This window comes from Ruegeria sp. THAF33, from assembly GCF_009363615.1.
GTDB lineage: Bacteria > Pseudomonadota > Alphaproteobacteria > Rhodobacterales > Rhodobacteraceae > Ruegeria.
In genome coordinates, this window is sequence record NZ_CP045384.1 from 802,394 (window position 1) to 821,574 (window position 19,181).

Consider the following 19,181-nt stretch of genomic DNA (forward strand, 5'->3'; position numbering starts at 1 on the left):
TTGCAAACCCGTTGGCCGGGTGTTGTTTCCGTTACGTAAAGAGACGTGAGTGTGAGACCCTTCACTACATGTTTCGTACATTCATTTCTATATGTATGAATCAAAATAGCGTGATGTATGAAAGGGGAATTCGGATTGAACGTTCCCGCAACGCGAGGGGGCAGATGATTCACTTTAAGGCGATCTGCGGATCGTTGCCGGAAACAACAGATGGTTCGCCTTGACGATTGATGATGATCGACATTCGGTCAGCGTTCTCACTTGCCCCCCTTGCAGCCCCCCTTAGCCGACACTAAGACTCAGGTAACACTTGTTGGGATATTGTCCCGATCCATAGCTAAACAGGCAGGTTACGAATGTTCGATCCCGTAGAAACCTACATGAATACACTTGTTCCCATGGTCGTTGAGCAGACCAGCCGGGGCGAGCGCGCCTATGATATTTTCTCCCGCCTGCTGAAAGAGCGGATCATATTCATCAACGGACCGATTCATGATGGGATGAGCCATCTTGTTGTGGCGCAATTGCTGCACCTCGAGGCGGAAAACCCCAACAAGGAAATCTCGATCTACATCAACTCGCCGGGCGGGGTGGTGACCAGCGGTTTGTCGATTTACGACACAATGCAATACATCAAGCCGAAATGTTCCACATTGGTGATCGGTCAGGCGGCTTCGATGGGCTCGGTCCTTTTGGCCGGGGGCGAGAAGGGAATGCGCTTTTCACTGCCCAACAGCCGCATCATGGTGCACCAGCCCAGTGGCGGATACCAGGGCCAGGCCAGCGACATCATGATTCACGCGGCCGAGACGCAAAAGCTGAAGGATCGCCTGTATGACATCTACGTACGTCATACGGGGCAGACGAAAAAGGCGGTCGAAAAAGCGCTGGATCGTGACAATTTCATGAGCCCGGAAGAGGCCAAGGAATGGGGTCACATCGACGAGATTGTCGAAAACCGAGCGAAAATGGACACGGAAGAGGCCTGAGGCCGATACCCCGCGTCACCGGCGCGGGGGTCATTTTGAGATTGTAGCCGCCAGAGTGCTGGCCTAAGCTGCACACACAGGTGTAAGCGCCCTCGAAAAGGGGCGCAGGGACGAAGCCCGAAAGGTAGATCATGGCGACGAATTCAGGCGGCGATGGAAAAAACACGCTCTACTGCAGCTTCTGTGGCAAAAGCCAGCATGAAGTCCGTAAGCTGATCGCAGGCCCCACAGTTTTCATCTGTGATGAATGTGTTGAGCTGTGCATGGACATCATCCGCGAAGAGACCAAGGCCAGCGGGCTGAAGTCATCTGACGGTGTTCCGACGCCCAAGGATATCTGCGAAGTACTGGACGATTATGTAATCGGTCAGGCCACGGCAAAGCGGGTTCTGTCGGTGGCCGTTCACAACCATTACAAGCGTTTGAACCACGCTCAGAAAGCGGGCAGCGATATCGAGCTGGCAAAGTCGAATATCCTGCTGATCGGTCCGACCGGTTGCGGTAAGACGCTGCTGGCGCAAACGCTGGCGCGTATTCTGGATGTGCCGTTTACCATGGCCGACGCGACGACCCTGACCGAAGCCGGCTATGTGGGTGAGGATGTCGAAAACATCATCCTCAAGCTGTTGCAGGCGAGTGAGTACAACGTCGAACGCGCGCAGCGCGGCATCGTCTATATCGATGAGGTCGACAAGATTACCCGCAAATCCGAAAACCCTTCGATCACGCGTGACGTGTCGGGTGAGGGCGTGCAGCAGGCCTTGCTGAAACTGATGGAGGGGACAGTGGCCAGCGTCCCCCCACAGGGTGGCCGCAAGCATCCCCAGCAGGAATTCCTGCAAGTGGACACGACGAACATTCTGTTCATCTGTGGCGGTGCATTCGCGGGTCTGGACAAGATCATCGCGCAACGTGGCAAAGGCTCGGCCATGGGCTTTGGTGCCGATGTGCGCGACAATGACGACCGCGGTGTGGGTGAGATATTCAAGGATCTGGAACCCGAGGATCTGCTGAAATTCGGACTGATCCCGGAATTCGTCGGTCGTCTGCCGGTTCTGGCGACGCTTGAGGATTTGGATGAAGACGCGCTGGTGACCATCCTGACCAAACCCAAGAACGCATTGGTCAAGCAATACCAGCGTTTGTTCGAACTGGAAGATGTTGAACTGGCCTTTACGGATGATGCCTTGAAAGCAATCGCAAAAAAGGCCATCGAGCGCAAAACCGGTGCGCGCGGCCTGCGGTCTATTCTCGAGGATATTCTGCTGGACACCATGTTCGAACTGCCGGGCATGAAAAATGTCAGCGAGGTTGTGGTGAACGAAGAGGCGGTGATGTCCGACGCACAGCCGCTGTTCATCTATGCCGATGCGGCCAAGGAATCGGCCTCGGCGGGCTGAGGCCGGGCTATTTGCCGCGACGGTGGGACTTCACTTGAACCGGTTCAGGGGGCTCTGCCCCCGCTGCCCTTCGGGCATCTCCCCCGGGATATTATTAGCCAGATGAAGCTGTGGATCCGTCGCTCGCACATGAGTGTCGGTGCAGTTATGCGGCGGAAGCTTAAGCAAGTTTTCGAACAACAAAGGTGACGGATTATGGCAGTGAAGCGCGTTTCTTCGGGCGGTGAGTTCGAAGCCAAAGTCGGGTACTGCCGTGCGGTGGTCGCGGGCGGATGGGTTCATGTCGCCGGGACCGTCGGGCAGGGCGAGGACGTGGTGGCGCAATGCCGGTCTGCGCTGGACATCATCGGCAAGGCGCTGGCTGAGGCGGGCGCAGGCTTTGACGATGTGGTTCGGGTCACATACATGCTGCCCGATCGCAGTGAGTTTGCGCCGTGCTGGCCGATCCTGGCCGAAACTTTTGGCACCAATCCTCCGGCAGCGACAATGATTGAATGCGGTTTGATTGATCCGAAATACAGGATCGAGATCGAAGTGACCGCCTTTCTGCCGGAGTGACGCAGGTGGTATCAGGGGCACTGGACCTTGGCGGGCCTTTGGTCCATACCTTTCTTCGACGAAATGCCGGAGGCACCCGATGGGAATCCTGAACAGTCTTTTGCGAGCCGTTACCTGGTGGAATGGGTCAACTTTGAACACTCAGATCTACACTGCACGCAAGGGCGTGAAAGTGGGCGAAGACAATGAAGGCAACGTGTTCTATCGCAATGCCGATGACAGCAAGCGTTGGGTTATCTTCAATGGCGAGGCCGAAGCCAGCCGGGTTGATCCTGAATGGCATGGTTGGTTGCATCGCACTTGGGACGAACCTCCGACAGATAAACCGCTGCCGCATAAATCCTGGGAAAAACCACATCAGGAAAACCTGACTGGCACCGCGCTGGCCTATGCTCCTGCCGGATCTCTGCGTCGAGCGGAACCGGTTGAACGTAAGGACTATGAGGCCTGGAGCCCGGAATAAACGAGGCGATAATGTCGACCCATAACTGGACCGAAGTTCTTGTCGGCGGCGTCGTTTTGGCCGGTGCTGTGGCATTTGGTGTCTATGCCAGCCAATCAACGGGCTTGTCGCAAGGGGCTGCTGGATACGAACTGGGCGCGTCTTTCAGATCTCTTGAGGGTGTGGGTGTCGGCACGGATGTGCGCCTTGCCGGCGTCAAGATAGGAACCGTGACGGGCGTCACCCTGAACCCTGAAACCTATCGCGCTGACACGACTTTCACGATTGCGGACGGAATTCTGGTGCCGGACGACAGTGCCATTGTCATTTCCTCAGAAGGTTTGCTGGGGGGCAATTTCGTCGAGGTGATGCCCGGTGGGTCGCCATTCTACTTTGAACCCGGCGACGAGATCGAGGATACGCAGGGCGCGGTCAGCCTGATTTCTCTTCTGGTCAAGTTCGTAGCCGGAGACGGCAGCGAATGATACGCGCCGCGTTTCTTGCCTTGTTTCTGGCCGCCACTGGTGCGGCCGCGCAGCAGAAAGTTCAATCTGGACCCGGGGCAATGTTGCGGGGCCTGGACAAGGTGAACGGCCAGACCGTCGATGTTGAATTGAAAACCGGCGAGACGGTAGCGGTATTTGGGCTGGATGTTGCCTTGGGAGATTGCCGTTTTCCCGTTGACAATCCAACGGGTGACGCGTTCGCCTATCTGACCATCTGGGAGAGCGGAAAGGCCGATCAGCTGTTTGACGGTTGGATGATCGCAACCTCCCCCGCGTTGAACGCGCTGGATCACGCGCGTTATGACGTTTGGGTCATACGGTGTATCACACCTGCCGCCGACTGATTCAGCGGTGCCGAGAAATCGGCGCTGTGGTTCAAGGCCTCTTCCAGCGCTTTCTTGTAGGCGCCGCGCGGAATTTCGATTGCGCCCAAAGAGGCCAGGTGCGCGGTCAGAAACTGCGTGTCAAACAGACGGAAGCCGGTTTGCCGCAGGCGGTCCACAAGATAGGCGAGGGCGATTTTCGAGGCGTCTTTGCGTCTTGAAAACATGCTTTCGCCGAAAAATGCTGCGCCCAGGGTCACGCCATAGACGCCGCCCACCAGGTTGTTGTTTTCCCATACTTCCAGTGAATGCGCATGCCCGGTTTGGTGCAACTGACGGTACAGGTCATGAAGTTCGGCGTTGATCCAGGTATCTGCCCTGTCGGCACACCCGTCGACGACGCCGGAAAAGTCCTGGTCGATCGAGATATCGAACCCGCAGTTTCGGATACGGCGCGCCAGGCTTCGAGAAACGTGGAAACCGTCCAATGGAAAGACGCCGCGAAACTTGGGATCGACCCAAAACAGCTCGGGGTCATCGCGATGCTCGGCCATCGGAAAGATACCGATGGAATAGCCATGCAACAAAAGTTCGGGAGACAGGCTCATGTCAGGTATGAGGCAACCGGAGGGCATAGGCCCTCCGGTCCTTGGTGACTATTGTTCCATGTTCTCCGCAAGCCAGCGCTCCAGCCAGTGGATGTTGTAGTCGCCGCTGCGCAGATCGGGTTCCTGCAAGAGTGCGTGGAACAGAGGGACCGTGGTATCGATACCGTCGACAATCAATTCCCCCAGCGCGCGTTCCAGTCGGGCCAGCGCTTCGGCCCGGTCACGGCCCTGCACGATCAGCTTGGCGATCAGAGAGTCATAATAGGGTGGAATCGAATACCCGTCATACAGAGCCGAGTCCATTCGAACGCCAAGGCCCCCCGGCGCGTGGTACGCGGTGATCTTGCCGGGGCAGGGCGAGAAATTTGGCAGCTTTTCGGCGTTGATCCGAACCTCGATGGCGTGGCCGTTGATTTCCAGATCGTCCTGATCGAACGACATCGGTTCACCCGCTGCGACAAGGATTTGTTCGCGCACCAGATCGACGCCAAAGATACCTTCGGTGACCGGATGTTCCACCTGAAGGCGGGTGTTCATTTCGATGAAATAGAACTCGCCATTTTCGTAGAGGAACTCGATGGTGCCGGCACCGATATAGTTGATTTTCGCGACCGCATCCGCGCAGATCTTGCCGATCCTGGCGCGTTCTTCGGGTGTGATGCAGGGGCCGGGGGCCTCTTCGAACACCTTCTGGTGGCGCCGCTGAAGCGAACAATCCCGTTCGCCCAGATGAACAGCCTTGCCTTTACCGTCGCCAAACACCTGAATTTCGATATGGCGCGGCGTGGTCAGGTATTTCTCGATATAGACTTCGTCATTGCCAAAAGCGGCCTTGCCCTCGGCCCGCGCAGTCATGAAGGCGCTTTCCATTTCGTCAGCGTTCATCGCAACTTTCATGCCGCGACCACCGCCGCCTGCGGTAGCCTTGATGATGACCGGATAGCCGAATTCCTCACCGATCTTCTTGGCCGTCGCAAGATCAGGCACGCCGCCGTCTGATCCCGGCACGCAAGGCACGCCCAGAGCCTTCATCGTGTCCTTGGCCGTAATCTTGTCGCCCATGACGCGGATGTGTTCCGCGGTGGGGCCGATGAACGTGATGCCGTGATCTTCGACGATCTGCACGAACTCGGCATTCTCGGACAGGAAGCCATAGCCGGGGTGGATCGCCTGCGCACCGGTGATTTCACAGGCCGAAATGATCGCGGGCACGGACAGGTAGCTTTGGGGGCTGGGCGGGGGGCCGATGCAGACCGATTCGTCCGCCATGCGCACATGCATTGCGTCGCTATCCGCGGTGGAGTGGACGGCTACCGTCTTAATCCCCATCTCGCGGGCGGCGCGGATGACGCGCAGGGCGATCTCGCCTCGGTTGGCAATCAGGATCTTGTCGAACATGGGCCCGCCTTACTCGATGATGACCAGAGGTGTGCCGAACTCCACAGCGTCGCCATCGCCGACCAGAACACGTTTGATCGTGCCCGACTTGGGCGCGTGGATGTGGTTCATGGTCTTCATCGCTTCGACGATCAGCAGCGTGTCGCCTTCGGACACGGAAGCGCCGACCGAGATAAATGCGGGCGCGCCGGGCTCGGGCTGCATGTAGACGGTTCCAACCATGGGTGAGGTCACCGCGCCAGGGTGGCTGGCCGGATCTTCCTGAGCGGCAGGGGCTTCGGCCACGGCAGGCGCAGCCGCAGCAGCAGCGGCAGGAGCTGGTGCTGCCGCAGGGACGGCAACCTGAACTGGTGCGGCTGCGGCCTGTGTCATGCGGCTTACGCGCACGTTCAGGCTGTCCTCCTCGCCATATTCGCGCTTGACCTGCAATTCGGTCAGGTCATTGTCACGCAGCAACTCGGCCAGAGCCTTGATGAATGCCACATCCGCTTCGTGTTTGGTGTCTGTCATGAGTGTCCTCGACGGTTCCCCTTTGGCCCGTCTGTTTCTTGCGGGCTCTGATCAAATTACGCAGGGTTATAGGCTAAGCGGCGGTGCATGAAAAGCGCCGACTCGCACCATCACAGGCGGGAATCCCGTATAATTTAAAGGGGCGGACAGATTACAGAGGCATCCCTGACAATTTGGCGACAAGCTCGGACAGTTTGCGGGCGCCGAATTTCTCAAGCAGGCGGGCGCGATAGGCTTCGATTGTGCGGTAACTCAGGCCCAGTTCGGCGCCGATTTCTTTGGCGGACAGGCCGCGGCAGGACAGGATCGCCACTTCGCGTTCTCGAACGGTCAATTCGACAAGGGGACGTTCTTCCGAGATGTCGGAAAAGCTCCAGATTCCATGGCGGAACGGGTCATCGGGCGTCAAAGAGCGGCCACGGGCGCGGCACCAGAACAGATCGCCATTGCGCCGCCGCATGACGCGCTCATCCGTATAGTACCCGGTGTCTCGCATCACTTGCAGGCTGCGTTCCCCGATCCTCTCCCAATCCGCGACCGAAGGGTAGAGATGCAACAGCGGCATGTTGCGGTAATCGGCCTCTTCCCCGCCGAAAGTGCGGGCGAATTGCAGATTGCAGCGTCTGATGATCCGGTTTTCCAGTTCAACAAGCCCGATCGGTGCGTATTCAAAGGCGGGGTCACTCATCCGCTTATCGTGCCGGGAAACCACGCGGAATTGAAGGGGAGATGCGGTTTCTTGTGGCCATTGATGCGCATTGGCGGCTGCCGCTTTTGTTAAGGTTGTAAACATGGTTTGAAAATATCTCGGTAAACCAGTGAAACACATGATATGTTCTGAAAAAAGAGGCTGAATCCTGGCCAGGAGAATACGATCATGCGTGATATGCTGACGGGAAGCCGTATTCGGGAAAGACGGCAGATTGCAGGGCTTCGGCAGGCGGAACTTGCCCGCCTTGCCGGGATATCCGCGTCTTACTTGAATCTGATCGAACATAACCGCCGCCGGATCGGTGGCAAATTGCTGGTGGATATTGCGTCTGCGCTTTCCGTCGAACCCTCTGTCCTGACACAGGGGATCGAGGCAACCCTTGTGTCGGCCCTGCGGGAGGCGGCGGATGACGCCGTCGGGCAGCAGGCCGAAGTGGACGGGCTGGAGGAATTTGCCGGGCGCTTTCCCGGATGGGCCGGAGTTCTTGCGCAGATGCACCGCCGGGTTGTTTCGCTTGAGCGGAATGTCGAGATCTTGTCGGACCGGCTGACTCATGACCCGCATCTTGCGGCATCTATGCACGAAGTGCTGTCGACGGCGGCGGCGATTCGGTCAACAGCGGCAATTCTTGCAGACACAGAGGACATCGAAGCAGAGTGGCGGGAACGGTTTCACAAAAACCTGCACCAGGATGCAGAGCGGCTGGCCGGGAGTTCAAAGGCACTTGTAACCTTTCTGGACGAAAGCGACTCGTCAATTGATCCGCGCGGTGTTCCGCTTGAAGAGGTCGAAGCGTTCTTCGAAACCCGCAGGTACAGTTTTCCGGAATTGGAACAGGGCGAGGACGTGGATGCCGTTGATCTGAGCAGTCTCAACACGTCGGCGGCCCGAACTGTGGCGCGTGAAGTTTTGAAGATGTATCGCGATGATGCAATCGCTTTGCCGCTGGATGCGCTTCGATCGAGCCTGCAAAAAGGCGACACGGATCCCATCGCGTTGGCTTATCGCTTTTCCGTGGACGTCGCCACCGTTCTGCGTCGATTGGCGTTCATACCCGATGACGTGTTGCCGCAGCCGGTTGGCATGGTGCTGTGCGATGCATCCGGCAGCATATTGTTCATCAAGCCGATTCCGGGCTTTGCTTTGGCGCGGCATGGTGAGGTTTGCCCGCTGTGGCCGTTGTTCACGGCTTTGAGCCGCCCACTTGTTCCGGTGCGCAAGCAGGTTGTCCAGATGGGGCGGACCCCGGCTGAATTCGAATGCTTCGCCTATGCTTGGCCTTATGCGGTATTGGGGTATGATCAGGATCCCGTTTATCGCTCGGTTATGCTGGTCCGTTCGGGCAACGAGGCGGCAGGTGACGCTCCGGTCACGCAAGTCGGGCCAAACTGCCGCGTCTGTCCCAGCAATGCTTGCAAGGCCCGCCGTGAACCGTCGATTTTGAGCGAAGGCTTTTGACACTTTCCCGACAGAAGGCTTAATCTGGTGGGGACCGATCTGAGGATGGAGGAACGGTCTTGGGGAGGAACTGAAAATATGAGCCGTAAGGTTCTGTTGATCGAGGACGAGCCGAACATTGCCGAGGCAATCCGGTTTCTGCTGACCCGCGAGGGATGGCAGGTGGACACGCATGGCGATGGCACGGATGCGGTTCAGGTGATTCAGAGGGCACAACCCGATCTGGTCATTCTGGACGTCATGCTGCCGGGCAAGAGCGGCATGGATATCCTGCGGGACATCCGAGAGATGGAAGAGCTGGCAGGTTTGCCGGTTTTGATGCTGACGGCGCGCGGTCAGTCGCGCGACAGGGAAATGGCGGAAAACGCTGGTGTCAGCCGTTTCATGACCAAACCGTTTTCCAATGCCGAAGTTCTGACGGCCGTGCGCGATCTTCACGCGCAGGCGACGCGAATATGATGTCTGGCGAGGGCAAAAAGGGCGCACCACAGGGCGCACGCCCCTCGCTTTTTCTCGAACGTCAAAGCTATCGCCGACGTAGGCTGGCGGATGCGGCGCGGCTGCTGCCGTTCTTGGGGGCGGCGCTGCTGGCGCTTCCGTTGTTGTGGCCCGATCAGCCCGGCAAGGGCGAGGCTGTCCCCTTGTCTTCGGCAATGTATTACATCTTTATCTGCTGGGGTGCTCTGATCCTGGTAGGGCTGGTTTTTGGAATTGCCGCGCGCCGTTTGGGCGTGCGCGAGGATCAAGACGCGGACGCTGAGTGATGGCAACCATTAACACGCTGATCCTGGTCTGCCTTGGCTATGTCATCTTCTTGTTCGCCGTGGCTTTCGCTGCTGACCGGATGGCTGCGGCAGGGCGGGGCAAGTGGCTGCGCTCGCCCCTGATCTATACCTTGTCGCTGTCGATCTATTGCACGGCGTGGACGTTCTATGGTGCGGTGGGCAATGCCGCGCGGTCCGGGTTGGAGTTTGTAACGATTTACCTTGGCCCAACCCTGGTGATGGTCAGTTGGTGGTGGGGACTGCGCAAACTGGTGAGGGTCGGGCGCAGTCAGCGGGTGACCTCGATCGCGGACCTGTTGTCATCGCGCTATGGCAAGTCGAACACGCTTGCCGTGTGTGTGACCGTTCTTGCCGTGCTTGGCGGGACACCCTACATCGCGCTCCAGTTGCAATCGATCACCCTGTCCTTTTCGATTTTCGCCGAAGCCGATCCATCGGGTCTGTATCGCGAAGGGTCCAGCGTATTCTGGATGGCAGCGGGGCTTGCCGTGTTCGCAATTCTATTCGGCACGCGCAATCTGGACGTGAACGAGCGTCACCACGGTGTGGTCACCGCCATCGCCGTGGAGGCCGTTGTCAAACTGTTTGCTCTTATCGCCGTGGGCGTTTTCGTGGTGTGGGGCATTGCCGGTGGCATTGGCCCGATGATGGAGAGGATAGATGCCTCGGAAATCGGACAGTGGAACGTCGACGCCGGGCGCTGGACGACTTTCATATTCCTATCCGCCGCGGCCTTTATCTGCCTGCCGCGCATGTTTCAGGTGATGGTGGTCGAAAACGATGACGAAAGCCATCTGCGAACCGCCGCCTGGGCGTTTCCGCTCTATCTGCTTTTGATGAGCCTTTTTGTCGTGCCAATTGCCGTCGTTGGTCTGGATCTGTTGCCAGAGGGGGCCAATCCCGATCTGTTCGTGCTGACGGTGCCGCTGTCGCAGGGCAATGACTGGTTGGCCATGCTGTCCTTTATCGGCGGGTTTTCGTCCGCAACGTCGATGGTCATCGTCAGCGCAATGGCCTTGTCGACGATGGTTTCGAATCATGTGGTCATGCCCATTTGGTTGAACACGCATGAGGGTACGGGCTCGGTCTCGGGCGATGTGCGCAGCATCGTTCTGGTTGCGCGCCGCGTGTCCATCGCCGTGATCATGGCGTTGGGATACTTTTATTATCGGTTGTCCGGTGGGGGTGCGGCACTGGCCTCGATCGGATTGATTGCCTTTGCCGGAATTTCACAGATTCTGCCAGCTTTGGTCGGGGGATTGTTCTGGCGCGGAGCAACCCGGACAGGGGCGCTGGTCGGGTTGAGCGTAGGTTTCGCACTTTGGATATATACGCTGTTGTTGCCAGGTATGGGCGCGCCGTGGATGCCGGAAGCCGTCATGCAGAATGGGCTGTTCGGCCTTGCCTGGTTGCGTCCTCATGCCCTGTTCGGGATCGAAGGGATCGATCCGATGGTCCATACCGTGATGTGGTCCCTGTCCCTGAACACCATTGCCTTTTGCATAGCGTCCCTTCTGAGTTTTCCCAGCCCTCTGGAGCGTTTGCAGGGGGCGCAGTTCGTCAATGTTTTCGATCACTCGGTTTCACCCGGTGGCTGGTCCGGCTCGGTGGCGCAAAGCGAAGACCTGATGATCATGACACAGCGTATTCTGGGCGCCGCCCCGGCGCAGGAGTTCTTTCAGGCAGAGGCTGAAAAACAGGGCGGCCGGTCGCATATGCCAGAACCGACCCCGGGTTTCCTGAACCGGCTGGAGCGAGAGTTGAGCGGGTCGGTCGGCACCGCCACGGCGCATGCGATGATTGCGCAAATCGTCGGTGGGTCTTCAGTTTCCGTAGAAGATCTGCTGGCGGTGGCGGATGAATCGGCCCAGCTTTTGGAGTATTCGGGGAAGTTGGAAGAGAAGTCGTCGGAATTGTCCCGTACGGCGCGCCAATTGCGCGAAGCAAACACCAAACTGACGCAGATTTCCGAGCAAAAAGACAGCTTCCTCAGCCAGGTCAGTCACGAGTTGCGCACGCCGATGACCTCGATCCGAGCGTTTTCCGAGATCATGCGGGATACAGAGGGCCTGAGCCGAGAGGAGCAGACCCGCTATGCCGCAATCATTCACGATGAGGCCTTGCGCCTGACCCGGCTTCTCGACGATCTGCTGGACTTAAGCGTGCTGGAAAACGGGCAGGTCAATCTGAACCTCAGCGATGACAGTTTGCGTTCGGTTCTGGACCGGGCGGTGTCCAGCGCACTGGCCGGAGCAGAGCGGAAAATCATGGTCCGGCGGACTCTTACGGCAGAGCGAATGCGCCTGTATACGGATCTGGACCGGTTGGGGCAGGTGTTCATCAATCTGATCTCGAACGCGCAGAAATACTGTGACGCGGAAGAACCGGTATTGGTCATTTCAGCCCACGACGTCGGCGGCAGGGTCATCATAGATTTCATCGACAACGGCAGCGGCATTCCACCGGGCGCGCGTTCGATGGTGTTCGAAAAATTTGCCCGTGTCGGGGTCGACAAGGCGGGGGGCGCAGGTCTGGGCCTGGCCATTTGCCGTGAGATCATGCAGCGGTTGGGCGGTGAGATCACCTATTTGCCTGGGCAGGGCGGTGCGGCGTTCCGGGTCAGCTTGCCTTTGGCTTTCCAGCAGGCCGCGCAATGACACGGCCATAAAGAACTTCGTAACGCTCGGCAGGGTAAACCAATAGCCAGTTATTGAAGCAACTGGTGATCGGGCGCCATGTCACAAACCGTCAGCGCCGCTTTGGCGCGCAAACTGTCTGTTGGACGAAAAGATCTGGGCGATCGCCCGCGTTCGGTTCTGCGGGCGCTGCGCTTGGGGTTTGCGCGGGCGGCAAGTGATCGATTGAACCTTCCCTTGGCTGTCATCGGGGCAAAACAGGCCAGCCGCACGCAGGATGACATGGTGGAATCAGTCGCTCAGGATTGGCTTATGCTGGTGTTTGACGGGCCGGAGGCGCGCGCAGGGATTTGCCTGAGCCCGCATGTGGTGTCCGCCATTGTGCAAACCCAGACCATCGGTGAAGTACTGCCCGGTGATCCCGACCCAAGGGCCTTTACGGATACGGACGCCGCCATGGTGGTGCCATTTATCGAAACCGCTCTGACCTTGACCGCCGGCTCAATAGACGCTGCGGCCGAGCAGGTCTGCCTGACGGGATACGAGTTCGCGGCACGTACGAAAGATTCGCGCGGCTTGTCGTTGGCCATGACTGAAGATGAATACCGCGTCTTCGATCTGACGGTTGATCTGGCCGGCGGGGCGCAGCAGGGACAGATCTCGATCTTTCTTCCAGAGCATCCTGCCACGCCGGAAAAGGCAGAGGAGGTCACGGACCCGGCCGGTCCCCGGCTTGAGCAGGCATCGGGTGTTGTTCGCGCGGAACTGAACGCCGTCTTGTGCCGGATGTCGCTGCCACTGTCCGATCTGTCAGAAATTCAACCTGGATGTGTTTTGCCGTTGCGCGGGGCGCGCCTGGACAGAACTGAGATTTTGACCATCGACCGAAAGCCAGCGGGCATTGGCCGCCTTGGTCAATGTGGCGGGTTGCGCGCCGTTCGGTTGAACGAACATTCGACCCCGCCCGCCTTGTCGGGGGACGACGCGCAGGAGTTCATCGAAAGCCGAGGGAGAATGCAGCCGCACGATGACCTGGTCGAACCGGTTTCCGGCGCGGTGGATGTCATGCCTCCGGCAATAGAGGACGCGGGTTTGGACCTGACGGACAACGATCTGTCACTGAACGATTCCGAACGCATGGTCGCAGAGATTTCGCAACTGGCTGGCCTTGACGCGGCCGACACGAATCCCGGCGCGGAATAGGGGCTAGTCTGCCTTGCTGCGGAAGTGTTCCAGGGCAGGGCGCAGGTTTTCCAGTTGATACCCGGCATTTGTCGTGGCGGCCAGAATGTCGTCCGTGCTCATGCGGTCGCATTGACCAAGGGCCCAGACCACCGAACATCGAGTGCCCGAGGCGCAATAAGCCAGAACCGGGCCATCGCAGCTTTCTGCCAGGTCACGCTGCTGCTTTGCAATCTCGGGCGTCATGGTCTGGTGGGTCAGCTCCAACACCTCGTATTCCATGCCAGCCGCACGGACGGCTTCACCGATCGCGTCGGATTGCATGATCGCTGGAACCTCAACATCGGGCCGGTTGCAGATCACCTTGACGAAGCCTGCCTCGGCAATTGCCGGGACGTCTTCTACCGTGATCTGCGGTGAGACAGCATAGCGGGGCGTGATCGGTCGAATCTCCATGCCAAATCCTTAGGCCGCGTTTGCGGCTCTGTCCAGTTGCGCCCCCAGCGTTGGCGCGATGAACATGCCTGCAACCATCGCGATCAGGAAGACCAAGCCACCCAAACCACCATATGTCAGCGAGGCCATCGCCGGTCCCGGGCAAAGCCCGGCCAAGCCCCAGCCCATTCCGAACAGGACGGAACCAATGATGAGCCTGCGATCAACCTCGGACCTCGGAGGAGGTGGAAAATCGCCTCCGGTCAAGGCCTTGCGCCCAGAGGTCAGCCTCCAGGCCACAAGCATCGGCAGGATGGCGCCGCCCATCACAAAGGCCAGGGTCGGGTCCCAGTTTCCGAAAACATCCAACCAGCCCTGAACCTTGGTCGTGTCCGTCATGCCCGAAATCAACAATCCGGCACCGAACAGCGATCCTGCGAGCAAAGCAATCAAAAGGCGCATCAGATCAACCCCCAAACATGGCGCAGCAGAACGAGGGTCATTCCGCCGGCAAGGATATAGAATACGGTGGCCACGATGCCGCGCAGAGAAAATCGCGAGATGCCACAGACCCCGTGACCCGACGTGCAGCCATTAGCGATACGCGTTCCCACACCGACCAGAAGCCCGGCCACAACAACAAGGCCCAGATTGCTGGTGAGATGCGTTTGGGCCTCGGGGGCGATCAGTGGCCGCAGCAGAAGCGGCATACCGATCAACCCGGCGATGAAGGCCAGGCGTTCGGCTTTGGTGTCGCGGGCCTCACCGTCGACAAGGCCACCCAAAATGCCGCTTGCCCCCATGATCCTGCCATTTCCAAGCAGGTAAACGGCTCCGCCCAGGCCAATCAGCAGGCCACCGCACAACCCCCAGATCCACTCGATGTTCATGTGGGTTTATCCTTTTTTGATTGACTTGACTTGCGTCAGATTTTGTTCACCGGCAGCTTCAGGAATACATCGCCTTGCTCATCAGCAGGCGGCATTTGCCCCGCCCGCATGTTGACCTGCAAAGAGGGCAGGATCAGGCGCGGCATGGCAAGGGTGGCGTCCCTTGCGTCGCGCATTTCCACGAATTCTTCGATGCTCCGCCCTTGTCCGATATGGACGTTCAGCGCTTTCTGTTCGCCTACCGTCGTTTCCCAGGCATATTCATCGCGGCCCGGCGCTTTGTAGTCATGTCCGACAAAGATGCGCGTTTCGTCCGGCAGCGACAGGATTTTCTGGATCGATTCAAACAATGTGGCTGAGGAGCCTCCGGGAAAATCGCAGCGGGCCGTGCCGAAATCCGGCATGAACAGCGTGTCGCCTACAAAGGCGGCGTCGCCTATTACATAGGTCAAGCAGGCCGGGGTATGGCCCGGGGTATGAAGAACATCGCCGCGCATCTGCCCAATGTGAAAACTGTCCCCCTCCGAGAACAAGGCGTCGAACTGGCTACCATCGCGCTGGAACTCGGTTCCTTCATTGAAGACTTTGCCGAACGTGTCCTGCACTGTGACGATCTGAGCGCCAATTCCGATTTTGCCACCCAGTTCCTGTTGCAGGTAGGGGGCCGCAGACAGGTGATCGGCGTGAACGTGGCTTTCCAGAATCCACTCAACCTTTAGGTCGTGCGCGCGCACAAAGTCGATGATTGCGTCAGCCGATTTTGTCTCTGTGCGCCCCGAAGCATGATCGAAATCCAGAACACTGTCGATGATGGCGCAGGCACGCCCTTGCGGTTCATGAACAACGTAGGACACCGTGAAGGTTTGATCGTCAAAAAACGCTTTCACTGCGGGTGTCATGATTTCCTCCGTATCGGTTGTCGTTATCATATATGTAAAATGGAATGTGATGCAACATCGAACCTGTGTTTGATGCGCGTCAAGGCATTCACGATTAAATCAGCTTAAACTTTAGCCCATCCGCGCCGGATTGCCGAAAACGCGAATGTGTTGGGCAATATCCCGCACAATTTCAGGTTAATATCAGCGGGTCTTATTCCTGTTACCTATATCTGGGATACTGGCGACACTTGGGAGGGTATTATGACATCGACAAGTCTTTATTCCGAAGCAGAACGGCTTGAACAAGAGCTCAGAAATGCGTGCCTTGATACGCGTTTGGCGCTTCAGCCGAGTGTGAGCAAGGTTGTCGACCGTATGCGACAGCAGGGGATGCAGGTGCCGTCCCGCCTGCGGCGTCTGGATGCAGCCCTGTGCGAAGACGCTATGGAAGCGCAGTTCGACAACTTGCCGATTTGAAACAAGTGGTCATCCAAAGGATATCCCGAGGATGACCAGCATCAATCCAAGGACGGACAGGAACAAAGACGCCAGGTTCCAGGGCAAAACGCCCTGAACGGTCGCGCGCAGTTCGTCGTCTGACAGACCCGCCTTGCGCGCTTTCATCACGCGAAGAATACACCAGATCAGGCCGGCGAGGCCGGTCATAGAAAGGGCTGCGCCGCCCCAAGTGATGAATTCGAACATGGTGCCCTACATCTCTTCGTGAACTACCCCCGCGCTTACCGGATCGGATCACGCCGTACAAGTGTGCTCGGGGATTGGGTGGGATTGGGTGCTTGCGACCCGGGCGGCGGCATTGTATCCGGCTTCCTGCATCAGATTTCAGCCCTTGGGACGGACGCGTATGGAAGGCATATTCAAAGATCAGGCTGCCCCCAACTGTCGCGTGACTGCCGATGAGCGGTGCCAGTTCATCGAACGGTTTGAGGGGCTGGATACGGTGAATACAAGCCGGTGGAACAACGGAAAAAAGCCATGGCTGCGGCTCGGGCACGTCGTTGCTTCTGCCTCTCGAGAACTGTTTTGTGTGTAGCAACCAAAGCTTGAGGCGAATACAGGTGGTATGAACTGTATTCTCTTAGCGGTGATGATCCAGAATTGGGAAGAATTGGATGAGCATGTCGGAAGAAGCAGAAGCAAGTTACAAGGTCACCTCTGGGGAGTTGCGCCAATTTGTTGAGCGTATCGAGCGCTTGGAGTTGGAAAAGAAAGACATCGCGGATCAAATAAAGGAAGTGTACGCAGAGAGTAAATCGCGCGGCTACGACGTGAAGGCTCTTCGCAGCATCATTTCTCTCAGAAAAAGAGATAAGGATGATATTGCCGAGCAAGAGGCTGTCATCGAGATGTACAAAGAAGCCTTGGGCATGAACTAAGGCCGGTTCTTGGCAAAAGCGCTAATTCATTCGGGCTGACGAAAGCTTCAGCCCGAACAGCGTGTCACTGGCCAAGACTGCAACATGTACAGCCAGACAGGGCAGAGATTTCAAAAATCGCAGACTTGGCTGGCTGTCCGGTGATAACTTTTGCCTCAGTTGCCTTGTGGGTTTGCAGGGTCCTTGTTGACGACCAGATCTGTTTTACACAGGCAGATATTCAATGTGTCAGAAAGCCGAAGCTGCGGTTGCTGAAGACCTTGTTGCCTTTTTTGATAGTTTATCCGAGGCAAGATCTGCCTCGTGATTGCCTGAAGGCTTGCGGCTCAAAGGCTGGGTTCTTTTGGCATTAAAGATCGTTGAAGATTCCTGTTCCGCCTTTTGCGGAGTGACGCATGCGATTGGGCTGTGCAGAATTCTCGACCGACCCTGCGGCATTGCGGGTGCGAGCGCTGCAAACCATCCTTTAGATCAACCAAAAGGCCGGTCATGCATCAAACAACAAAGCCTGACCATTCAAGTGGAGCTGATCAGCGCGACCGACACCTTTTTGGCATAAGGCATGGTGGTGTTAAGAACTCAGCGCTCGGTAATGAAGGACAGCCCGGACACGAGTTGTCTCAGTCCCAGCGCCGCGCCCGCAAAGATCGCGGCGAATGTCACGGGCGCGCTGTATGCCAGAAGTGAGAAGGCAGACATGCCTTGTCCGACGCTGCAACCGACTGCGATGATCGCTCCGGGGCCCATGATCGCCGCGCCCAGCATCTGCCGTTTCAGTTCGCGCGGATCTTCGCAGGCTTCCCAGCGAAAATGACCCTTTGACCAGGACCCCAAAAACGCGCCGATCAGAACGCCCGAGACTGATCCGACGGCAAAAGACAAAGTGTTTCCGGACGCTGTCATCAAGTAGAATATCGTGTCACCCAAGGGTGCCGCGAAGGTATGCGTTTGCACCGGCTCACCGTCAAAGCCGTGGGTTGCTACCCAATTCGTGCCAAGCCAGCCCGAAACGATCGCCAGTCCAACCACAGATCCCCAGAACACCTGCGCTGGCGTACGGCGGAACTGCGGGTTCGCCAAAGCGAAGACCACCAAAACGACACCGACGGCAGTACCGACGAGCCACGCCGGAACAGAGGTCAACCGTTCAGCTAGAAAGCTGACGCTTTGGGGCGCGCTGATATCCATTTCTACTGGAAACAGCCAAACCCGCAGATATGCCAGGGGGCCGGACATTACGACATACGCCGAAAGGCCCATGATCAGGACGATGACGAAGGATCGAAGGTCGCCACCTCCCAGCCTTGCCAGCGCCCCATAGCCGCAGTTCCCGCTGATGGCCATTCCATAACCGAACATGAGGCCGCCCACGATCGAACCGATCGGGTTCCAGGTCTGGGCAAGGTAGCGTGTTCCTACAGGGTCAAGCCACCCGAACGCCATGGCGCCATGGCTTCCAACAATGGCGACGCCAATCGCAACCGCCCACATGCGAAGTCGCCGATCATCGCCTGCGTAAAGGAAGTCTTCGATTGCACCCAACGTGCAAAAGCGACCGATGCGCGCAGCCAGCCCCAAAGCGATGCCCCCAATCAAACCGATCAGAGCAACAGCATTTGCGTCTCCCAATGCTTCGAACATTGCCAGTCTCCTCCCAAAGCTGGCGGCGTCTTGACCGGCTTCTACGTCTCCCGGCAGAAAAGATCGTAAACGACTTCCAGTATTTGCGTCGAACGATCATCAGCCAATCTGTAATAAATTGTCTTACCCTCGCGCCGTGTTTTGACCAAGCCTTCAAAGCGCAGTCGGGATAATTGTTGGGATACGGCGGCCTGTCTCGCCGACAGCATCTCTTCCATCTGGGTGACGGACTTTTCACCCGATGACAGATAGCACAAGATCATCAGACGCCCCTCGTGGCTGATGGCCTTCAGGAAGTTTGATGCCGTCTGGGCATTCTCCATCATTCGGTCCAGATCTTCCGCACACATGTCCTTTGTGAACACCGGCAGTTTCGATGGTTTGTCCAAAAGGATCGCCTCGCTTTCTCAGCTTCACGCATTCAAAACAG

General features: G+C 57.7%; 25 protein-coding genes. 14 read left to right on the top strand and 11 right to left on the bottom strand.

Going from position 1 to position 19,181, the window contains the following annotated elements; genetic code table 11:
• Positions 1-356: 356 nt before the first annotated feature.
• The 6 genes from FIU92_RS04080 to FIU92_RS04105 all read left to right on the top strand — a co-directional run bounded on the left by FIU92_RS04080 (position 357) and on the right by FIU92_RS04105 (position 4,239).
• Positions 357-989: an ATP-dependent Clp protease proteolytic subunit gene (locus tag FIU92_RS04080; protein WP_117869644.1), complete on the top strand. Its 633-nt coding sequence runs from the start codon at positions 357-359 to the stop codon at positions 987-989.
• A 131-nt stretch (positions 990-1,120) separates the two neighbouring features.
• Entirely contained in the window at positions 1,121-2,389 is a 1,269-nt protein-coding gene (gene clpX, locus FIU92_RS04085; RefSeq protein WP_152457344.1) for an ATP-dependent Clp protease ATP-binding subunit ClpX, read from the top strand.
• Between the two features lie 195 nt (positions 2,390-2,584).
• A complete protein-coding gene (locus tag FIU92_RS04090; protein ID WP_152457345.1) occupies positions 2,585-2,947 on the top strand; it encodes a RidA family protein in 363 nt (120 codons plus the stop codon).
• A 79-nt stretch (positions 2,948-3,026) separates the two neighbouring features.
• A complete protein-coding gene (locus FIU92_RS04095) occupies positions 3,027-3,410 on the top strand; it encodes an NADH:ubiquinone oxidoreductase subunit NDUFA12 (RefSeq protein ID WP_152457346.1) in 384 nt (127 codons plus the stop codon).
• Between the two features lie 11 nt (positions 3,411-3,421).
• Positions 3,422-3,874 carry an outer membrane lipid asymmetry maintenance protein MlaD gene (gene mlaD / locus FIU92_RS04100; RefSeq protein ID WP_152457347.1) on the top strand — a complete coding sequence of 151 codons (453 nt, stop codon included), beginning with the start codon at positions 3,422-3,424 and terminating at the stop codon, positions 3,872-3,874.
• Positions 3,871-4,239, top strand: coding sequence for a DUF2155 domain-containing protein (locus FIU92_RS04105; RefSeq protein ID WP_152457348.1), 369 nt, complete (start codon positions 3,871-3,873; stop codon positions 4,237-4,239). Before mlaD ends, FIU92_RS04105 begins: the two co-directional genes overlap by 4 nt.
• Here the strand turns inward: FIU92_RS04105 and aat are convergent.
• The 4 genes from aat to FIU92_RS04125 form a co-directional block, all read right to left on the bottom strand.
• Positions 4,194-4,826 carry a leucyl/phenylalanyl-tRNA--protein transferase gene (gene aat, locus FIU92_RS04110; protein WP_216646561.1) on the bottom strand — a complete coding sequence of 211 codons (633 nt, stop codon included), beginning with the start codon at positions 4,824-4,826 and terminating at the stop codon, positions 4,194-4,196. The genes FIU92_RS04105 and aat overlap by 46 nt on opposite strands.
• A gap of 48 nt (positions 4,827-4,874) precedes the next feature.
• Positions 4,875-6,224, bottom strand: coding sequence for an acetyl-CoA carboxylase biotin carboxylase subunit (gene accC / locus FIU92_RS04115; protein WP_152457350.1), 1,350 nt, complete (start codon positions 6,222-6,224; stop codon positions 4,875-4,877).
• 9 nt (positions 6,225-6,233) lie between these two features.
• On the bottom strand, positions 6,234-6,734 hold the full coding sequence (gene accB, locus FIU92_RS04120) for an acetyl-CoA carboxylase biotin carboxyl carrier protein (protein ID WP_152457351.1): 501 nt from the start codon (positions 6,732-6,734) through the stop codon (positions 6,234-6,236).
• A 151-nt stretch (positions 6,735-6,885) separates the two neighbouring features.
• Complete coding sequence (locus tag FIU92_RS04125) at positions 6,886-7,422, bottom strand: LuxR C-terminal-related transcriptional regulator (protein WP_152457352.1); 537 nt, start codon at positions 7,420-7,422, stop codon at positions 6,886-6,888.
• Between the two features lie 189 nt (positions 7,423-7,611).
• Between FIU92_RS04125 and FIU92_RS04130 the strand changes: the two genes are divergently transcribed.
• From FIU92_RS04130 to FIU92_RS04150, 5 genes are all read left to right on the top strand, one after another.
• The gene (locus FIU92_RS04130; protein ID WP_152457353.1) at positions 7,612-8,904 is read left to right on the top strand and encodes a helix-turn-helix domain-containing protein; all 1,293 of its coding nucleotides are present in this window, start codon (positions 7,612-7,614) and stop codon (positions 8,902-8,904) included.
• A gap of 78 nt (positions 8,905-8,982) precedes the next feature.
• Positions 8,983-9,363: a response regulator transcription factor gene (locus FIU92_RS04135; RefSeq protein ID WP_152457354.1), complete on the top strand. Its 381-nt coding sequence runs from the start codon at positions 8,983-8,985 to the stop codon at positions 9,361-9,363.
• Positions 9,360-9,668, top strand: coding sequence for a hypothetical protein (locus FIU92_RS04140; protein WP_254705354.1), 309 nt, complete (start codon positions 9,360-9,362; stop codon positions 9,666-9,668). The genes FIU92_RS04135 and FIU92_RS04140 overlap by 4 nt, the downstream gene beginning before the upstream one ends.
• A complete protein-coding gene (locus FIU92_RS04145; RefSeq protein ID WP_152457355.1) occupies positions 9,668-12,346 on the top strand; it encodes a sensor histidine kinase in 2,679 nt (892 codons plus the stop codon). Before FIU92_RS04140 ends, FIU92_RS04145 begins: the two co-directional genes overlap by 1 nt.
• A gap of 78 nt (positions 12,347-12,424) precedes the next feature.
• Entirely contained in the window at positions 12,425-13,528 is a 1,104-nt protein-coding gene (locus FIU92_RS04150) for a FliM/FliN family flagellar motor C-terminal domain-containing protein (protein ID WP_152457356.1), read from the top strand.
• Between the two features lie 3 nt (positions 13,529-13,531).
• Here FIU92_RS04150 and FIU92_RS04155 read toward each other — a convergent pair whose 3' ends face one another.
• The 4 genes from FIU92_RS04155 to FIU92_RS04170 are packed head-to-tail and all read right to left on the bottom strand — an operon-like array spanning position 13,532 to position 15,731.
• Entirely contained in the window at positions 13,532-13,963 is a 432-nt protein-coding gene (locus tag FIU92_RS04155; RefSeq protein WP_152457357.1) for a TIGR01244 family sulfur transferase, read from the bottom strand.
• A 9-nt stretch (positions 13,964-13,972) separates the two neighbouring features.
• Positions 13,973-14,404 carry a DUF6691 family protein gene (locus FIU92_RS04160; RefSeq protein ID WP_152457358.1) on the bottom strand — a complete coding sequence of 144 codons (432 nt, stop codon included), beginning with the start codon at positions 14,402-14,404 and terminating at the stop codon, positions 13,973-13,975.
• On the bottom strand, positions 14,404-14,832 hold the full coding sequence (locus FIU92_RS04165) for a YeeE/YedE family protein (RefSeq protein ID WP_152457359.1): 429 nt from the start codon (positions 14,830-14,832) through the stop codon (positions 14,404-14,406). Before FIU92_RS04165 ends, FIU92_RS04160 begins: the two co-directional genes overlap by 1 nt.
• A gap of 35 nt (positions 14,833-14,867) precedes the next feature.
• Positions 14,868-15,731, bottom strand: a complete 864-nt coding sequence (locus tag FIU92_RS04170; protein WP_152457360.1) for an MBL fold metallo-hydrolase — start codon at positions 15,729-15,731, stop codon at positions 14,868-14,870.
• 243 nt (positions 15,732-15,974) lie between these two features.
• Here FIU92_RS04170 and FIU92_RS04175 point away from each other — a divergent pair, with 243 nt between their 5' ends.
• On the top strand, positions 15,975-16,190 hold the full coding sequence (locus FIU92_RS04175; RefSeq protein ID WP_152457361.1) for a hypothetical protein: 216 nt from the start codon (positions 15,975-15,977) through the stop codon (positions 16,188-16,190).
• A 9-nt stretch (positions 16,191-16,199) separates the two neighbouring features.
• Here the strand turns inward: FIU92_RS04175 and FIU92_RS04180 are convergent, their stop codons facing one another.
• Positions 16,200-16,418: a hypothetical protein gene (locus tag FIU92_RS04180; RefSeq protein ID WP_152457362.1), complete on the bottom strand. Its 219-nt coding sequence runs from the start codon at positions 16,416-16,418 to the stop codon at positions 16,200-16,202.
• Positions 16,419-16,846: 428 nt separating this feature from the next.
• Between FIU92_RS04180 and FIU92_RS04185 the strand changes: the two genes are divergently transcribed.
• Both FIU92_RS04185 and FIU92_RS04190 read left to right on the top strand, forming a co-directional pair.
• On the top strand, positions 16,847-17,110 hold the full coding sequence (locus tag FIU92_RS04185; RefSeq protein ID WP_152457363.1) for a DUF2312 domain-containing protein: 264 nt from the start codon (positions 16,847-16,849) through the stop codon (positions 17,108-17,110).
• Between the two features lie 307 nt (positions 17,111-17,417).
• Complete coding sequence (locus tag FIU92_RS04190) at positions 17,418-17,669, top strand: hypothetical protein (RefSeq protein WP_152457364.1); 252 nt, start codon at positions 17,418-17,420, stop codon at positions 17,667-17,669.
• Positions 17,670-17,689: 20 nt separating this feature from the next.
• On the opposite strand, the gene FIU92_RS04195 is transcribed toward FIU92_RS04190, so the two are convergent.
• Positions 17,690-18,751 (bottom strand): YeeE/YedE family protein, encoded by a 1,062-nt coding sequence (locus tag FIU92_RS04195; protein WP_152457365.1) that lies wholly within the window; start codon positions 18,749-18,751, stop codon positions 17,690-17,692.
• A 41-nt stretch (positions 18,752-18,792) separates the two neighbouring features.
• The gene (locus FIU92_RS04200; RefSeq protein WP_152459831.1) at positions 18,793-19,101 is read right to left on the bottom strand and encodes a metalloregulator ArsR/SmtB family transcription factor; all 309 of its coding nucleotides are present in this window, start codon (positions 19,099-19,101) and stop codon (positions 18,793-18,795) included.
• Between the last annotated feature and the right edge of the window lie 80 nt (positions 19,102-19,181).

Coding starts and splice junctions, on each gene's coding strand:
- FIU92_RS04145 (WP_152457355.1), top strand. CDS start 9,668: ATGGCAACCATTAACACGCTGATCCTGGTCTGCCTTGGCTATGTCATC.
- FIU92_RS04200 (WP_152459831.1), bottom strand. CDS start 19,101: ATGTGTGCGGAAGATCTGGACCGAATGATGGAGAATGCCCAGACGGCA.
- FIU92_RS04165 (WP_152457359.1), bottom strand. CDS start 14,832: ATGAACATCGAGTGGATCTGGGGGTTGTGCGGTGGCCTGCTGATTGGC.
- FIU92_RS04130 (WP_152457353.1), top strand. CDS start 7,612: ATGCGTGATATGCTGACGGGAAGCCGTATTCGGGAAAGACGGCAGATT.
- accC (WP_152457350.1), bottom strand. CDS start 6,224: ATGTTCGACAAGATCCTGATTGCCAACCGAGGCGAGATCGCCCTGCGC.
- FIU92_RS04150 (WP_152457356.1), top strand. CDS start 12,425: ATGTCACAAACCGTCAGCGCCGCTTTGGCGCGCAAACTGTCTGTTGGA.
- FIU92_RS04170 (WP_152457360.1), bottom strand. CDS start 15,731: ATGACACCCGCAGTGAAAGCGTTTTTTGACGATCAAACCTTCACGGTG.
- FIU92_RS04155 (WP_152457357.1), bottom strand. CDS start 13,963: ATGGAGATTCGACCGATCACGCCCCGCTATGCTGTCTCACCGCAGATC.
- FIU92_RS04095 (WP_152457346.1), top strand. CDS start 3,027: ATGGGAATCCTGAACAGTCTTTTGCGAGCCGTTACCTGGTGGAATGGG.
- mlaD (WP_152457347.1), top strand. CDS start 3,422: ATGTCGACCCATAACTGGACCGAAGTTCTTGTCGGCGGCGTCGTTTTG.
- FIU92_RS04175 (WP_152457361.1), top strand. CDS start 15,975: ATGACATCGACAAGTCTTTATTCCGAAGCAGAACGGCTTGAACAAGAG.
- FIU92_RS04180 (WP_152457362.1), bottom strand. CDS start 16,418: ATGTTCGAATTCATCACTTGGGGCGGCGCAGCCCTTTCTATGACCGGC.
- FIU92_RS04125 (WP_152457352.1), bottom strand. CDS start 7,422: ATGAGTGACCCCGCCTTTGAATACGCACCGATCGGGCTTGTTGAACTG.
- FIU92_RS04090 (WP_152457345.1), top strand. CDS start 2,585: ATGGCAGTGAAGCGCGTTTCTTCGGGCGGTGAGTTCGAAGCCAAAGTC.
- FIU92_RS04185 (WP_152457363.1), top strand. CDS start 16,847: ATGAGCATGTCGGAAGAAGCAGAAGCAAGTTACAAGGTCACCTCTGGG.
- FIU92_RS04140 (WP_254705354.1), top strand. CDS start 9,360: ATGATGTCTGGCGAGGGCAAAAAGGGCGCACCACAGGGCGCACGCCCC.
- FIU92_RS04105 (WP_152457348.1), top strand. CDS start 3,871: ATGATACGCGCCGCGTTTCTTGCCTTGTTTCTGGCCGCCACTGGTGCG.
- FIU92_RS04160 (WP_152457358.1), bottom strand. CDS start 14,404: ATGCGCCTTTTGATTGCTTTGCTCGCAGGATCGCTGTTCGGTGCCGGA.
- aat (WP_216646561.1), bottom strand. CDS start 4,826: ATGAGCCTGTCTCCCGAACTTTTGTTGCATGGCTATTCCATCGGTATC.
- clpX (WP_152457344.1), top strand. CDS start 1,121: ATGGCGACGAATTCAGGCGGCGATGGAAAAAACACGCTCTACTGCAGC.
- FIU92_RS04080 (WP_117869644.1), top strand. CDS start 357: ATGTTCGATCCCGTAGAAACCTACATGAATACACTTGTTCCCATGGTC.
- FIU92_RS04135 (WP_152457354.1), top strand. CDS start 8,983: ATGAGCCGTAAGGTTCTGTTGATCGAGGACGAGCCGAACATTGCCGAG.
- FIU92_RS04195 (WP_152457365.1), bottom strand. CDS start 18,751: ATGTTCGAAGCATTGGGAGACGCAAATGCTGTTGCTCTGATCGGTTTG.
- accB (WP_152457351.1), bottom strand. CDS start 6,734: ATGACAGACACCAAACACGAAGCGGATGTGGCATTCATCAAGGCTCTG.